This window comes from Mesorhizobium sp. AR07 (assembly GCF_024746815.1).
Taxonomy (GTDB): Bacteria; Pseudomonadota; Alphaproteobacteria; order Rhizobiales; family Rhizobiaceae; genus Mesorhizobium.
Genome location: NZ_CP080525.1, coordinates 379,078 through 393,954 on the forward strand (window position 1 = coordinate 379,078; position 14,877 = coordinate 393,954).

16 protein-coding genes and 1 tRNA gene are annotated in these 14,877 nt (G+C 61.9%); 8 read left to right on the forward strand and 9 right to left on the reverse strand.

What is annotated here, in order from left to right:
* Window positions 1-29: 29 nt before the first annotated feature.
* A complete protein-coding gene (locus tag BPNPMPFG_RS01965; protein ID WP_258593008.1) occupies window positions 30-641 on the reverse strand; it encodes a hypothetical protein in 612 nt (203 codons plus the stop codon).
* A gap of 104 nt (window positions 642-745) precedes the next feature.
* Here BPNPMPFG_RS01965 and BPNPMPFG_RS43085 point away from each other — a divergent pair, with 104 nt between their 5' ends.
* The 5 genes from BPNPMPFG_RS43085 (at window position 746) to BPNPMPFG_RS01990 (ending at window position 3,197) form a co-directional block, all read left to right on the forward strand.
* Complete coding sequence (locus tag BPNPMPFG_RS43085; RefSeq protein WP_413776825.1) at window positions 746-1,198, forward strand: helix-turn-helix domain-containing protein; 453 nt, start codon at window positions 746-748, stop codon at window positions 1,196-1,198.
* A gap of 174 nt (window positions 1,199-1,372) precedes the next feature.
* Window positions 1,373-1,834 (forward strand): YbaK/EbsC family protein, encoded by a 462-nt coding sequence (locus BPNPMPFG_RS01975; RefSeq protein WP_258593009.1) that lies wholly within the window; start codon window positions 1,373-1,375, stop codon window positions 1,832-1,834.
* Window positions 1,835-1,944: 110 nt separating this feature from the next.
* Window positions 1,945-2,021, forward strand: a tRNA-Pro gene (locus tag BPNPMPFG_RS01980).
* A 215-nt stretch (window positions 2,022-2,236) separates the two neighbouring features.
* A complete protein-coding gene (locus BPNPMPFG_RS01985; protein ID WP_258593010.1) occupies window positions 2,237-2,494 on the forward strand; it encodes a hypothetical protein in 258 nt (85 codons plus the stop codon).
* A gap of 427 nt (window positions 2,495-2,921) precedes the next feature.
* On the forward strand, window positions 2,922-3,197 hold the full coding sequence (locus BPNPMPFG_RS01990; protein ID WP_258593011.1) for a hypothetical protein: 276 nt from the start codon (window positions 2,922-2,924) through the stop codon (window positions 3,195-3,197).
* A 315-nt stretch (window positions 3,198-3,512) separates the two neighbouring features.
* On the opposite strand, the gene BPNPMPFG_RS01995 is transcribed toward BPNPMPFG_RS01990, so the two are convergent.
* Window positions 3,513-4,478 (reverse strand): FkbM family methyltransferase, encoded by a 966-nt coding sequence (locus BPNPMPFG_RS01995; protein ID WP_258593012.1) that lies wholly within the window; start codon window positions 4,476-4,478, stop codon window positions 3,513-3,515.
* A gap of 290 nt (window positions 4,479-4,768) precedes the next feature.
* Between BPNPMPFG_RS01995 and BPNPMPFG_RS43090 the strand changes: the two genes are divergently transcribed.
* Together BPNPMPFG_RS43090 and BPNPMPFG_RS02000 are read left to right on the forward strand one after the other, a co-directional pair.
* Complete coding sequence (locus BPNPMPFG_RS43090; protein WP_413776897.1) at window positions 4,769-4,978, forward strand: DUF4031 domain-containing protein; 210 nt, start codon at window positions 4,769-4,771, stop codon at window positions 4,976-4,978.
* Between the two features lie 52 nt (window positions 4,979-5,030).
* The gene (locus BPNPMPFG_RS02000) at window positions 5,031-5,285 is read left to right on the forward strand and encodes a hypothetical protein (RefSeq protein ID WP_258593013.1); all 255 of its coding nucleotides are present in this window, start codon (window positions 5,031-5,033) and stop codon (window positions 5,283-5,285) included.
* Here the strand turns inward: BPNPMPFG_RS02000 and BPNPMPFG_RS02005 are convergent.
* The 4 genes from BPNPMPFG_RS02005 to BPNPMPFG_RS02020 all read right to left on the reverse strand — a co-directional run bounded on the left by BPNPMPFG_RS02005 (window position 5,277) and on the right by BPNPMPFG_RS02020 (window position 9,885).
* A complete protein-coding gene (locus BPNPMPFG_RS02005) occupies window positions 5,277-6,560 on the reverse strand; it encodes an O-antigen ligase family protein (RefSeq protein WP_258593014.1) in 1,284 nt (427 codons plus the stop codon). The two genes, BPNPMPFG_RS02000 and BPNPMPFG_RS02005, sit on opposite strands and share 9 nt — an antisense overlap.
* Window positions 6,557-8,086 (reverse strand): undecaprenyl-phosphate glucose phosphotransferase, encoded by a 1,530-nt coding sequence (locus BPNPMPFG_RS02010; RefSeq protein ID WP_258593015.1) that lies wholly within the window; start codon window positions 8,084-8,086, stop codon window positions 6,557-6,559. The genes BPNPMPFG_RS02005 and BPNPMPFG_RS02010 overlap by 4 nt, the downstream gene beginning before the upstream one ends.
* Before the next feature lie 96 nt (window positions 8,087-8,182).
* Window positions 8,183-9,313: a glycosyltransferase family 4 protein gene (locus tag BPNPMPFG_RS02015; RefSeq protein WP_258593016.1), complete on the reverse strand. Its 1,131-nt coding sequence runs from the start codon at window positions 9,311-9,313 to the stop codon at window positions 8,183-8,185.
* An 8-nt stretch (window positions 9,314-9,321) separates the two neighbouring features.
* Window positions 9,322-9,885, reverse strand: a complete 564-nt coding sequence (locus BPNPMPFG_RS02020; RefSeq protein WP_258593017.1) for a polysaccharide biosynthesis/export family protein — start codon at window positions 9,883-9,885, stop codon at window positions 9,322-9,324.
* A 257-nt stretch (window positions 9,886-10,142) separates the two neighbouring features.
* On the opposite strand from BPNPMPFG_RS02020, the gene BPNPMPFG_RS02025 reads away from it, so the two are divergent.
* Window positions 10,143-12,422 (forward strand): GumC family protein, encoded by a 2,280-nt coding sequence (locus BPNPMPFG_RS02025; protein WP_258593018.1) that lies wholly within the window; start codon window positions 10,143-10,145, stop codon window positions 12,420-12,422.
* A 45-nt stretch (window positions 12,423-12,467) separates the two neighbouring features.
* Here the strand turns inward: BPNPMPFG_RS02025 and BPNPMPFG_RS02030 are convergent, their stop codons facing one another.
* Genes BPNPMPFG_RS02030 through BPNPMPFG_RS02040 form a run of 3 tightly spaced genes read right to left on the reverse strand, consistent with a single transcriptional unit; the run spans window position 12,468 to window position 14,877 of the window.
* On the reverse strand, window positions 12,468-13,304 hold the full coding sequence (locus tag BPNPMPFG_RS02030; protein ID WP_258593019.1) for a GNAT family N-acetyltransferase: 837 nt from the start codon (window positions 13,302-13,304) through the stop codon (window positions 12,468-12,470).
* A 5-nt stretch (window positions 13,305-13,309) separates the two neighbouring features.
* On the reverse strand, window positions 13,310-14,056 hold the full coding sequence (locus BPNPMPFG_RS02035) for an aspartate/glutamate racemase family protein (RefSeq protein WP_258593020.1): 747 nt from the start codon (window positions 14,054-14,056) through the stop codon (window positions 13,310-13,312).
* 2 nt (window positions 14,057-14,058) lie between these two features.
* Window positions 14,059-14,877, reverse strand: coding sequence for an ABC transporter permease (locus tag BPNPMPFG_RS02040; protein ID WP_258593021.1), 819 nt, complete (start codon window positions 14,875-14,877; stop codon window positions 14,059-14,061).

A 14,877-nucleotide genomic window follows, 5' to 3' on the forward strand; every position in this document is an offset into this window, starting at 1 on the left:
CGAAAAGCTGCGCACTACCCCTCTTCTGCCTACATCGGCGGAACCACCCCATTGTTTCCGACCACGACGCGGCCGGAACTCAACGTGCCATCGCCGTCATGCTGAGCGGTGACGAAGACCGTCGCACCTGGCTTGAGGTCGGTCGGCGTCGCCGGCGCGAAGGTCACGACAGGCGTATTGTCGGGTATCGAAATCTTCTTTGTCTGGCCATTGTCATAGGACAGCGTGACGGCTCGACCGCTTACATCGGTGACGTCGGCGACGGTGCCGTTGGTCATGCGGCTGTTTGGCTGCAGGTCCCAGGGGCGATCGCCCTCGCCAGTGCCTTTCAGCGCGGCCGGAAAGACCACCACTTCCAGTGCGCCACTGCCGCCATCCGCCTTCGATACGGAGACGATGCCGAGGAAATCGCCTTGCTTGATGTCCTTGACGGATGCGTTGGCGACGCCCGAGATCTTCCAGCCGGCATTGAGCTTGATCGCGGAGGTATCGCCCTGGCGGGTTTTCACGGTGAGCAGCGAGCGCTCGAAACTGACCACCGTGCCGCGCACGCGCAGCGTGTCCGCTCGAGCGCTGCCCACACCGGCAACGGAAAGGCTGGAAATCGTGCCGAGCACGACCATGAGTGTCTTCAACTTCATTGCAGAGATCCTTCCGGGAACGGCCGGCTGAAACCGGATGGCTTTCATGCCAGCGACTCGGGGATAACGAATGAGCGGGGCGAAACTGCCGGGCAAGACGACGATTGGACGGTCAAAAGAACTTGATCGAGGCGCGGGACTGCCGCGCCAGGCGCCCGGTTCACGATAGCGTGACGCTCCGTTTGGCGCTTGGCAAATCGCCGGCGAGCGGGCATCTTCCCGATCGTCTCAGGCAACACCATCATTTGATCAAACGCTTTCAGCCCATGGAGTTGCCAATGCCCCACAATGCAAAAAGCGATGCCCTCTCCGACGCCAGCGGCAGCGGGTCAGATTACAGCACCCTCAGAGCAATGCGAGAGACCCGCGGTTACAGTGTGGAAAAGCTTTCCCTGACCTGCGGTCTGGCAGCCAACGAGATTGAGGATATCGAGAGCGGCAAGGTGACCGATCCGTCGAAGCTGCGTCGTATTGCGTCCGCGCTTCGGCTTCCGCAGGAGACTTTCCTTGCTTCTGCCGTGCCGACGCCGGCCGCACAAGGTCGATCCCTGACATAAGGATCAGCACCAGGCATGCTCGAGAACCCGCCAAGGCGCACTTGGCGGGTTTGTTTGTTGGTGCCGCGGCCTTCCCGCCGCAGCTTGGGGCTTGCCGATTTGCGCGCCGCACGTGTTTATACGCGCGGCGGCTCAATCCGCCGTCCACCAAATCCTGAACCGTGGGTCTTCGATATGAGCCTGGAATCCGTTCGTGCCTTCTTTGCCGCCCGCGCGCCCGATATCGATGTCATCGTGACGGAAGCGAGTTCGGCGACGGTGGCACTGGCGGCTGAGGCGCATGGCGTGCTGCCGGCGCAGATCGCCAAGACGATCTGCCTGCGCGTAGGCGAGTGCACCATGCTGGTCGTGACCAGCGGCATCGCCAGGCTGGACAACCGCAAGTTCAAGGACCAGTTCGGCGGCAAGCCGCGCATGCTCGACGCCGCGGAGGTTGTCGAAGCAACCAGTCACCCGGTCGGCGGTGTCTGCCCGTTCGGCCTGCCGGCGCCGCTGCCGGTCTATTGCGACGCGTCGTTGCGCGACTTCGGCGAGGTCGTGCCCGCCGCCGGCGCCACCAACGCCGCCGTGCGGATTGCGCCGCAGCGCATGATCGATCTCACCGGCGCTGAGTGGATCGATGTGTGCCAGGGGTAGGTTACGACCCGGCATTGCAGGGTTCGCCTGCGCCCGCGATCGCACCAGCACGATCGTCGCCGAATTTCGGTTGACCCGAGCAGGGTTATCACGATACATCGCGACCGGTCCGGAGTGTAGCGCAGCCCGGTAGCGCACTTGACTGGGGGTCAAGGGGTCGTCGGTTCGAATCCGGCCACTCCGACCATTAATAAAACAAGGACTTACCCCCAAAAGTCCGTTCTCGTTTTTCTTCGTTTTTCCAGCCGAGGTAACGCGAGGGGTAATTCCCCTCCCAGCTCGCGTTCCTGTGACTATCGGCAAGTCCACGCGACATGGACGCGACATATTGGGGAGGTTTTCAGATGAGCACCGGCATCGTCCTTAAGGGCATTCCAATTATATTAGGGATGGCGTATATAAATGTCTGCGCTTCTGCGCTCATTTCTAAAGGGGGAAACAATCATGCAGAATGGAAAAACGCTTCAACTAGCGCTTCTGGCTTGTATATCGCTTTTTCTCACAGACGCCGCATTAGCGAAAGATGCCTACAAGACACCTTGTAGGGCGGACGCCAGGCGGGTGTGTCACATGGACAATGATGTCAAGGCGCAAGGCTGCCTTAAACAGCACCTCAGCGAACTCACACCGGTTTGCAAGGCTTTTATCACCAAGAAATGAAAAGCCTACGGTGGGGCGCGCGTCAAACGGATCGACTGCCGCGCCACACAGCACCCCACCAGTGCGCGTCGCCGCTGATCGCAGTTCTAAAGCGGCGATGGCCCCTGAGCCTCCTGGCGCATTTCTGAGAGCCGGATAAGCCTCTCCAATGCCCGCTGATGCGCTCCTGCACGGAAGCGCTTCACGGCCTCCTGCTTCTCGCGCTCCCCGGTAGACCTCGGGCAAAGGCTGCCAGTCGGCGGTCGCCGTTCTCATGGTCCATTGAGGCCGCCGATATCCCCAGTGCTTACGGCGCGTGAAGCCGCGCCCGGGACGCTCGGTCAATTGGCTGTCGAGCCGGGCGTACGGTTGCGGCAGGATTGACGACCAGCCCACGCAGGCGCGATCCTCGCCACGGCCAGCACAGTGAGGGCTTTGGGCGATGCGAATGATTTGGGCCGCCGTTACAATGGCAGTGCTTGTGCTGTCCGGCTGTGATGACCGCCCAGGCGGTTGGTCCGCGATTGTCTATCCGGATCGATCCGACCGCACAAAATTCGTTGTGACGCCGCACTTCACAAGCGCGTCATATTGCCTGGAAAATGCAAAAGAAAAGCTGAACGAGATTCAGATCAATGGCGGCGGCGACTATGAATGCGGCTATGATTGTGAGGAATACGGAGATCCTCACCGGAGGAATGTCTGCGCGAAATACCGCAAGTAGGTTCGCCAGTGGGGACCAGCCCGCTGCCGGGACTTATTTGGGGTAGCAGCGGGCTGTTGGGTTTAGCACCCCAATGAGCAGCGAAGGGCAGCATGAGTCGCTGCTCCCGGGCACCCTATGAGAGTGGGCACGGGCGCGCGACTTACGGATTCGTAAAGAAAGTCCCTTCCTCCTAAAGGGCGCCCTTGCGGGGCGTAGCTTGCGCCAGGACCCAATTGGTGTCCTGTCAGGCGGCAGGTCGGTTCAATCTTGTTGTCGGTCATCATCATGGAGCAGCGACTGGCAGCCCCACCCACCGTGGGCAACAGCACCGGGCTATATCCATCTGCTTATGTGAGTGCCCGCCTTCTGGAATTCACGCATGATTTCGAGTTCGATGGCGCGGGTCATTCGCGCTTCGGAACTCCTCATGTAGAGAGAGTGGAACTCAACATAGGCGGCAAAGAGGTCACGATGGATCCCGGAACGGATCATATCGTCAAGGATCTCGTACTCCGCCCCCTCAACGTCCAGCTTCAGAACCACCACTTCGTACTGCCTGCGTTTGGCTCGGATCATTTGCGACAGCGAAAACGTTTCGACAAGCTCGTGCGCAAATCGCTGAGATTGATACAGACTTCCGTTGTGGCTGGGGAATATCGAGCAACCTTCATGCGTGGGGTTCGCCTGGTCCGCAGGGGGGCCGAACAGTTCGACGTAACCATCTTTCACGCTCGCCGCCTTTGCGACAATCTCCATTGCCCCTTTGTCGGAGCGCAACGCCTCAAGGTGCGGCAGGCAATGCCTGTTGGGCTCGATTAGAACGTAATCGTAGCGGTCAGGTGTGTAGTGCCGCGAAAAGAATTTATACCCTTGGCCGACGTTCGATCCACAATCGATGAACAAACCGCGATTTCGATTCGCCTCATTGAGTTTGGACAGTGCCTGCCTTGCATCGCCCGCCACGCGACGACAGAGTATCTGCGACCTGATTGGTTCGCTCAGCGATGATACCGACAATTGGAGGAACCGACCCAATCCCTCGGTTCTCAACACATTTGCTGATCGTCTGATTGTCCCGACCGCTTTGTGGCTGTCGAATGCTGCCCCCTCCAGCGGTTGAGGGGGCAGTCCAATTCGCTTCCGTTGGGCGTCTGCGAAGGCAATCGCCTGACGCTCTCGCTTAAACTCATGAAACGTCTCTCGGCCGTCCTCGCATAGGCGGACAAACCACCCGCCAAAACCCTTTGAAAGTTCAACACAGGTTTCGAAGCGATCATCGTCATACCGGGGAACAGGCACACCATTCCTCCATGTCAGCAGAAAACTCGATGCCACCTCATATTAGCTTGTCGTGATGAACGTGCCGTGACAGCGGCGACTGGGCCGGGCACGTCGTAGCTAGATTACAGGTCACCAGGAGTGCTTTGCCGGCGTCCGTCACAGCACGGTCACCGTTGTTGTCTATGTTAGTCATGCCTAATAGATAGACAGCATTGGACTAGCCAGTTCGACCCAAATGGCCGTCTACCCAAATGGCCGTCTACGTCGACACTATGCGAGCCGGGCTCGGCCGCCCTGTCATGTGCCACATGTGGGCGGACTCTCTCGATGAATTATGTGCGATGGCGGACAAGATCGGTGTCCAACGGAAGTGGCTCCAGCAGCCTTCCAAAGGGTTGGACACTATCGCGTCCGATCGGTTTGGCCCGGCAGAGCATATGGCAAAATTGAACGGCGACGCGAGGATGCTCGGGACGGTAGTCAGCAGTCGCGCTTTGAGACAAGGCAAAGCCCGGTAGAACCTTCTTGCAAAGGAAGCATTCTGTGGTTTCGTCCGAAGAGGAGATGCAAATGCCGACCTATCTTGTCGAGGAGATCGAACTCAACAAAGTGACCGCGGTGCACACAGTCGATGCACACAGCCCTTTCAGGGCCGCAGCGTTTGCGGTCGGCGCTGAAGTTACCGTGCGGGTATGGGAAAGAAACTGGATTCGCGTAACGGACGAAAATCGGGGAAGGATATATGCGTTCAGTCTCGCCTTCTCCCCACTCAAAAGCGACAGGTTGAGCTCTGACGCAAAGAGATCTGGCGCTGCGTCAAGCTGATGTGCGTGGTTCAGAAATGAAATGCCAATTTGGTGTGGGCGGCATGGCCTGATGCAACAGCCGCTGGTGCCTGTATTCGAGCGCGATTGCGCCCCAGATCAGGCCGAGCAGCAGATAGAGATGGCGCCAGTGGTCGATGTCGATGAAGGTGCCGAGGCCGATATTGCCGATAAAGGCGACATAGGCGCACAACAGGTAGGGTTGCCACGGCCGGTCGCGCAGCAATATGCGGAATCCGGCTGATATCGTCCAGGCGACAAGCGTCAGGAACGACACGAAGCCGAGCCAGCCGTAGTCCATCAGCATCTTCAGCCAGATGTCGTGGGTGTCTTCGCCGAAAATTGTGCCGAAGACCAGCGGGCCGATGCCGAACGGATGCTCGAGCGCCATCTGGAAGCCGATTGCGTAACGGGCGAAGCGGCCGAGGCGGGCGGTGTCGTAGCTCTGTTCGAGATGAGCGCGGTTGGAGAACATTTCCGACACGCCGGGTAGCTGCATGATGACGATCATGGCGACGACCAGCAGTGACAGCGCGGCGATCGTCATCACCACGACACGCAGCCGGAACATGCCGCTGGCGCTCTGCAGGAACAGGCAGCCGGTGAGCAGGACGGCCGAGACTGCGAACATGCCCCAGGCGCCGCGCGAAAAGGAGAAGAAGATGCCGGCGGTGATGATCAGCAGCGGCACCGCCAGCAGCGGCATGCGCGAGACCGGCCCGGTCAAAAGCAGATAGAGCAGATAAATGCCGGGCAGCACCAGGAACGGTCCGAATACATTCGGGTCCTGGAAGACGCCGGCGGCGCGGTCGTATTTGGTGAACATTTCCGCGCCCGGAAAAGCGTGGAAATAGCCGGCAATGCCGAGCAGAGAGGTGATTACCGCCGACACGACATAGGCGAAGAAGATCAGCCGGTAGAGGCTGGGTTGTACAGCGGTCACCGAAGCGAAGAACACCGCGGTGAAGGCGAGAAACAGCGAGACGGAGAGATAGAGCGGCGTGTTGGCCAGATCGGCCATCTGCGTCATCGAGATCATGCCGCCGATGTTCATCGTCACCAGCAGCACCAGGAGCGGCATTGCGGCGCGCGACACCCGGAGGCCAAACAGAGCCCAGATGGTGATCAGCCCCGCCATGTAGAGTTCATAAGGCGCAGGCTCGCTGATGACGAAGCCGGACAGGAATATGCCGACGAAGATTGCGGCCGAGGAAATCAACGCGATCAGCTTGGCGTTGACCGCGGCCTGCGGCAGCTCGTGGGAAATCGCGCTCAATAGGCGTTTTCCGTGTTCAGCAGCCGGATCGGCGTCAGGAACAGAATCCGCAAGTCGAACAGCAGCGACCAGTTCTCGATGTAATAGAGGTCGTACTCTGTCCGCATGCGGATCTTCTCGTTGGTGTCCATCTCGCCGCGCCAGCCATTGATCTGCGCCCAGCCGGTGACGCCGGGCTTGACCTTGTGGCGCGCGAAATAACCGTCGACCACTTCGTTGTAGAGAAGGTTGTGCGATTGCGCGGCGATAGCGTGCGGGCGCGGGCCGACCAGCGACAGCGAACCCAGCAGCGCGTTGAAGAACTGCGGCAGTTCGTCGATCGAAGTCTTGCGGATGAAGCGGCCGATGCGGGTGACGCGCGGATCGTTCTTGGTCACGGTCTGCTTGGCGGTCGGGTCGGCCTTGTCCGTATACATCGAACGGAACTTGTAGACCTCGATGATCTCGTTGTTGAAGCCGTGCCGCTTCTGGTGAAACAGCACCGGCCCCTTGCTGTCGAGCTTGATGGCGATGGCGGTGGCCAGCATCACCGGCGAGAACACGACGATGCCGATGAGACTGAAGACGATATCGAAGGCGCGCTTGGCGACCGAATCCCAGTCGTTTATCGGCTTGTCGAAGATATCGAGCATCGGCACCGAGCCGATGTAGGAATAGGCGCGCGGGCGAAACTGCAGCGCGTTGGAATGTGCCGACAGCCGGATGTCGACCGGCAGCACCCACAGCTTCTTCAGCAGCTGCAGCACGCGCGATTCGGCGGTCAGCGGCAGCGATACGATCAGCATGTCGATGCGGGCGATGCGGGCGAACTCGATCAGTTCCGAGATCGTGCCGAGCTTGGGATAGCCGGCGACGATGGGCGGCGAGCGCTTGTCGCCGCGATCGTCGAAGATGCCGCAGATGCGGATGTCGTTGTAAGGCTGTTTTTCGACCGAGCGGATCAGGATTTCCGCCGCCTTGCCGCCGCCGACGATGACGGCGCGCCGCTCCATGCGGCCATCGCGCGCCCAGCGCCGGATCAGCTTCGACATCACCAGCCTGAGGCCGAACAGGAGAACGAAACCGACGACGAACCAGGTGCCGAACAGCAGGCGCGAATAGTCTTCCGACATCTTCATGACGAACGCTGTCAGCGCCATCAGGGCGAAGGTGCCGGCCCAGACCAGCAGGACGCGGCCGAAATTGGCGATCGGCCGCATCAGCGACACGACCTGGTAGCAGTCGGTGACGTCGAGCAGCACCACGGCCAGGAACGACGAGGCGGCGATCGTCAGCGGATACTGCCAGGCGAGATAGAACCCGATGTAGTGGAAATAGACGCCGAGCCCGGACAGGAACAGCAACCCGAATTCGACCATGCGCAGCACGCCGCTGACCATGATCGGCGACATCGTATCGCGCCTGTACTGCGAAGCGACCTGGCGGGCGACATCGTTCATGCCGCCGGGCGCATCGCCATCGGCCGGGCTGTCGAATTTACGCACCGCTTCTGCTGAAAAGCGGTGCGCGGGGTCGATCTCGTTCATGGAGTTTTCCGCAAGCTTCCCTCAGGTGAATAGCAAAAGAGAGCTAAGAAACCCTTGAAACAACGTGTGGCTTTGGAACGGCTTGGGGCCGCGGCCCTATCTATTGAGCGCGCCGAAGTAGGCCTTCTCGATGTCGGCGGCCATTACATCGACGCCGAAGCGTGCCTTGAGGCTGGCGCCATCGGGCATCAGCTTGCGATAGGCGGCTGGGTCGGTCAGGGCCTGGCGCATCTTGTCGGCGAGCTCGGCTGGGTCGGGCCGGATCAGGGCAGCGGAGCCGGAGCCAAAAATCTCCGGAATGCCGCCGACGGAGGTGGCGATCACCGGTTTTCCCGCGGCAAGCGCCTCCAGAACGATATAGGGCATGGCTTCGGCGCGCGAGGGAACGATGACGAGCGCAGCCAGCGCGAAAGCTTCCCGGGCAGGCATCGGCGGCAGGAAGCGGATTTGGTTCTCAAGCCCTAGTCGCTTCACTTGCGCGTGGTAGCGCGGCAGGTCGTCGCCGTCGCCGACCATGACCGCGGTAAGCGTGCGGCCGAGCCGGGGGCCGGCGAGGGCCAGCGCGTCGATGAAGATGTCCGGTCCCTTCAGGTCGCGCATCATGCCGATATAGAGCAGATCGACAGCATTGGGCCTGGTGATCGCCGGCTCGAATTCGGCGGCGCGCAATCCGTTGTAGACCAGGCTGTTGGGGATCGACGGCTCGCCGACCTTGCGGCGATAGGTTCGCCTTTCGTAGTCGGAAACAAACAGCAGGTAGTCGGTGAAGTGCGCCATGAAGCGCTCGAGCGCGAAGAACAGCTTTCCGGTGGCCGTCTTCTCGTCATAGTGGAGGGAGCCACCATGCGGCGAATAAAGGCGGGCTACGCGAGACCTTGATACCCGCAACAATGAGCCGAACAGACGAGTATAGGCGCCACCCTTGGCGCCGTGCCCGTGCAACACGTCCGGCCGCAATTCCTTGATGATCCTGTAGGTGCACCAGGCCGACGCAAGGTCGCCCGGGCCGACATGACGCTGCATCGGCGTGCGATGGATGCCGAGCGCCAGCATGTCCTTCATTTGCTCGAACAGGCGTTCCTCGAATGCGCCGCCCGTCATCGAATCGCAGACAATGCCGACGGAATGTCCGGCCGCGACCTGCGCCTCGGTCAGGTCGCGCACATGGCGGAAAATTCCTCCGACGGGTGAGCGAAAGCAATGGACGATCCTGAGTGTGTCCGCCACGTGGTTCGTCAGAACAGGCGTTCGCGAACGTAAACGGTGTCGCCGGGCAGCAGCGGGTCGGAGGTGACCACGCGGCCGGTCATCACCTTGCCGTTGATGTCGCGGGTGATGTCGACGCTTTCCTGGTTGGCGCGCGGCGTGAAACCGCCGGCAATGGCGATTGCCTTCTGCACCGTCAGGCCGGGGACATACGAATATTGGCCGGCAGCGCCCACTTCGCCCATGACGAAGATCGGCCGATAGCGATCGATCTCGACCGAAACGTCGGGATCGCGCAGATAGCCCTGCCGCAATTTGTCGGCGATTTCCTTTTCCATCTGCTGTGCGGTGTGGCCACGCGCCGGCACGGCGCCGACAAGCGGGAAGGAGAGATAGCCGGATTGGTCGACGCTGTAGGTGTTGGTCAGCCCGTCCTGCTCGAAGACCGTGACGCGGACGCGGTCGCCGGCGCCAAGACGATAGGGCTGGTTGAGCACCTCATGGAACGCAGCCGGTGTCGGCCGGTAGCTGGAACAGCCGGCGAGCATCGACACGGCAAGCAGCGCGCGAAAAAGGGAAGCAGTGCTTTTCATGACCGGACAGGTACCTTCGACTGGCCGCTGCAGCGTCGCAGCAACTCTGGGGATCGAGGTCCGTTATCATCCTGTTAGGGTTAATGGCCGGTAAAGGGAGCGGCAGACACTCGGCGCGTCGGCAAGAGTTTTACGATTTTTGGCGGTTTTGTTTGTCGCTCGCCAGTAAACCCTAACGAAAACTTACTTCGGTCTTAACGGCTGAGTTACCATAGTTGTTTACGGTGCGTCCTGACCCAGTATCGGAGTAGGGATGCATGTCCGTTCAGTCCGCGGCCGCAGATGTCGACGTCGATCTCAGGCAGCTCTTCGCCAGCCTGGCGAGGAACTGGCTGCGCATCCTCGTTGTCGCGCTGGTGGTGACCGGCGCGGCTTTCGCGCTCGCCTCGCTTGCCACGCGCCACTACAAGGCCCAGACGCAGGTAGAGATTGCTCCGCGTGAATCCGTCTATACGCGGCCGGCCAGCAACGGCGACACCGACAGGCCGATTCTCGATGAACAAGGCGTTGCCACTCAGGTCCAGATAATTTCCTCCAACGAAATCCTCAAGCGGGTCGCGCAGAAGCTTGGTCTGGAAAAACTGCCCGAGTTCGACGAAGCGCTCGACATGTCGGCGTTGAACCGCGCTCTGGTCCTCGTTGGCTTGAAGAGCGACCCGATGGAAATTCCGACGGAAGAACGCGTTCTCAAGAAAATGCGTGAGAAGCTCAACGTCTATGGCGTCGAGAAGACCCGCATCATTGCCATTGAGTTCTCATCGGAAGATCCCAAGCTTGCGGCCGCCATACCCGACGCCATTGCCGCCGCCTATATTGCGGGGCAGGGGGCTGCCAAGCTCGAATCGAACAATGCCGCCGCCGATTTTCTGGCGCCGGAGATCGCCGATCTGCAACGGCAGGTGAAGGATGCCGAGGCCAAGGTCGCCACCTACCGGGCGCAATCCGATCTTCTGATGGGTGGCAACAACTCGGTGCTTGCCACGCAGCAGCTTTCCGAACTGTCGAGCGAGCTGACGCGCGTGCGCGCCAACCGCGCCTCGGCGGAAGCGACCGCCAACAGCGTGCGCCAGGCGTTGCAGGGCGGCGGTTCGCTCGATGCCGTGCCTGAGGTCTTGTCTTCCGATCTGATCCAGCGCCTGCGCGAGCGGCAGGTTGAGCTCAGGGCCAACATTGCCGATCTGTCCACGACCTTGCTCGACAATCATCCGCGCATCCGGGCGCTTAAATCTCAGCTTGCCGATCTCGACGGCCAGATCCGCAATGAGGCGCAAAAACTGATGAAGGGTCTGATGACCCAGGCGCAGACCGCGCAGGCTCGTGAGAACCAGCTCGTTGCCGACGTCAACACACTGAAGGCCGCTTCGGCCCGTGCCGGCGAACAGCAGGTCGAACTCGATGCCCTGCAGCGTGATGCGACCGCCAAGCGCCAGCAGCTCGAATCGTACCAGACCAACTACCTGGCGGCGGCGTCGCGCAAGGACCGCAACTATCTGCCCGTCGATGCCCGGGTAGTTTCTCCGGCCCAGGTCCCCTCCGAGGCCTATTTCCCGAAGATAGGGCCGATCGTCGGCGCTGCCTTCGCCGCGTCGCTGCTGATCATGGCCATCGTGACGCTTCTGAAGGAGCTGTTTTCAGGCCGCGCGATGCGGCCGGCGACCGGCTCCCGATTCGAACGGATCGATGAGGTCGCGATGCCTCATGTAGCTCGGGCGCCCGATAGCGTCGCGATGCCGGTTGTCCGCCAGGAGGTCGACGTCATCGATGAGATGGGAGAGTATCCGGCTGAAGCGGCGGTCGAGCCCTACAGGGCCGCGATGCGCTATCCAACTGCCGAGACCGTTGCTCCTGATATGGCCGGGACGCCCGACATGGTCGCAATGCCCGAGGCGGCGCCGACCGAGAAGGCTGCTGTCGAGCCCGAACCGGCACGTTCCACCCTTGGCGAAATCGATGTCGAGAAGGCGGCGGAGAAGCTGATCGCCAGTGGCGCGGCGCGTGCCATATTCGTCTCGCCGGAGGGCGACGAGGCCGCCGCATCGGCGGTCCTGGTGGCGCGTGAAGTTTCCGACGCCGGCCTGCGCGTCCTGTTGCTGGACCTCACCGCTTCCGGCGCTGCCTCGCGGCCGATGCTGGACAGCGGGCTCTTCCCCGGCATCACCAACCTGCTCGCTTCGGAAGCGCAGTTCAGCGACGTTATCCACGCCGATCTCTACTCGGATTGCCACGTCATTCCGGTCGGCACGGCTGATCCGGTCCGCGCCATGCGCGCCGCGGACCGGCTGCCGATCATCATGCAGTCGCTGACAACAGCCTATGATCTGGTCGTGGTCGAATGCGGGCCTGCCGACGCGCAAGGCATCGGCCGTCTGGCCGGCGATGCCACCGAAGTCTTCCTCTCCATGCTGGAGCCGGATGATGAAGTGACGCAGGCCGCGGTCAAGCTGATCGAAAGCGGCTATCCGGACCTGACGCTGGTGACGCCGCTCGGCCACGAACCGCCCCGCAATCCGGTGCCGGGACGGCGCTCGGCGGCGTAGACGAGTTGCAAATTCTCTGGCGGACGCTGTTCGGTCCTGAAAGTTCTATCCCAACTCCAACGTCGTCACGCCGAATATCCTGTGCGGGCCGAGCTTTGGGGGCTGGCCCTTGTACATGCGGCTGGTGGTGAAGGTCGGTGAGAAGCCTGCCGCGTCGAGCGCTGCGATGAAGTCCAACTGGGTCGCTGGAACGTCGATGTGCAGTTCGCCGCCTCCGCACATACCCGCCAGTCCGTCGAGCAGTTGCAGCGCGATCTCCTTATCGTCGGCAAACAGCGGGCCGATCTTGAAGCCTGAGCGGCACGGGCGCGCCACCGCATAGCCGGTGGTGCCGCGCGAGCTGATCGCCGCCAGCCCGTAGTGAGGCGCCGGCAGCCAGCGCTGCAGGAAGGCCCGTCTCGGTGCCGGAAAACAATGGGTGTCATAGGCGATGATGTCGGGCACGAGCTGCGTCGTCACCGTGCGCAGCCCATCGTCCCTGACCGCCGGGCCCGCCTTGCGCCCACTGTAGCGGATGGTCTCGTAGGCGGGCCTGAAGCCCTTGTGCCGGTAATTGGCCTGCTGCTCGGCGACGCCGTCGAGGCCGATCGTGCGGCCCGCCAGCCTCGCCATGCCGGCAGTCCACACCGCCTTGCCGTAGCCCTTGCCGCGCATATCCGCCCGACAGATGTAGAGGCCGATGAAACCAAATTCATGGCCATAGGCCACCGCCGAGATTGCCGCGACCATTTCGTTACCGACAAAGGCGCCGATGAACCCTTCGGGATCCGCTGCCTGGAACATTGCCGCGTCCTCAAGGCCGGGGTTCCAGCCTTCCACCGCCGCCCAGTCGACAAGAATCGCCAGTTCCTGCAGCGACAGTGTGCGGATGGTCGGCTTCATGGCACTCACTCCGCGGCGACGGCTCCAGGCGAGAAGGATTTCAGCATGCCACGGTAGGGCTTGGCCAGTGGGCTCGCATAGGCGCCGCGCTTCGATGTCGACAGGCCGAGCGCTACCAGCGCCTCGGCCTGTTTCATCGCAGCGCCGACACCGTCGATGACAGGCAGGCCGAATTCGGCCTGGAGCCGGTGGGCAAGATCCGCCATGCCGGCGCAGCCAAGCACGATGGCTTCGGCGCGGTCCTCCTCGACGGCCCGGGCGATTTCGTCGCGCAGCTTCCCGATCGCGCCTGATGCCGGATCTTCAAGGGCGAGCACCGGAATGTCGGCGGCCCGTACACGCGCTCGCCCCGCCATGCCGTAGCGCTGCACCAACCCCTCCACCGGTATGCGGGAGCGTTCGGTGGTGGTGACGACGGTGAAGCGCTGGGCGATGAAGGACGCGATGCTGAGCGCCGCCTCGCAAATGCCGATGATCGGGATGTTGGCCATGGCGCGCGCGGCATCCAGGCCCGTATCGTCGAAACAGGCGATGATGGCCGCCTGCGCGCCGGCACGCTCGCCGGCGGCGATCTCCATCAGCAGGCCGGGCACGGCGAGCGCCTCGTCATAATAACCTTCGATCGAAGCCGGCCCCGTGGAGGAGGTGACGGCGACGACCTCCGTGGTGGCGCCTGCCACGGCGCGCGCCGCCGCACCGATGGTTTCGGTCATGCTGGCCGTCGTGTTGGGATTCACCACAAGGATCCGCATGGTCAGGCACGCACCCGGCGGCGGCCGACATAGAGGATGGCGCCAAGCGTCGCCAGGATCACCAGGAACGAGAAAACCGTGGTCACCGTGCCCAGCGCGTAGAGCACCGGCGTCGTCACATTGGTGGTCATGCCGTAGATCTCGAGCGGCAGCGTGTTGAAAGTGCCTGATGTCATCAGCGTGCGGGCGAACTCGTCGTAGGACAGTGTGAAGCCGAACAGGCCGACGCCGATCAGGCTCGGCGCGATCATCGGCAGCACGACATGGGCGAAGGTCTGCCAGGAGGTGGCGCCGAGGTCGCGCGCGGCTTCCTCGTAGGCGGGTGAGAAACGGTTGAAGACGGCGAACATGATCAGCACGCCGAAGGGCAGTGTCCAGGTCAGATGGGCGCCGAAGGCCGACGTGTACCAGGCCGGGCGAAAACCGATCTGCTGGAAGACGACGCCGATGCCCAGCGAAATGATGATCGAGGGCACGACCAGGCTGGCGACTGCCAGGTAGAACAGCGCGGTGGCACCACGAAACTTCTGGCGGAAGGCAAGGCCGGCGAGCAGCGACACGGCGACGGTGACGATCATCACCATGACACCCAGCAACAGCGAGCGCTTGAAGCTGCCGCCGAAATCGCCGACCGCCTGGCGCTCGAACAGATTGGCGAACCAGTGCAGCGACACGCCGTTGAGCGGGAAGGTGAGGCCGCCGGTCTCGCCCTGGAAGGAGAGGATCAGGATCGCCGACAGCGGGCCGTAGAGGAACAGCACGAACAGCGTGAAGAAGGCCGCCAGCACGTAGAATTCGATGGTGCGTTTTTCGTGGCTCAC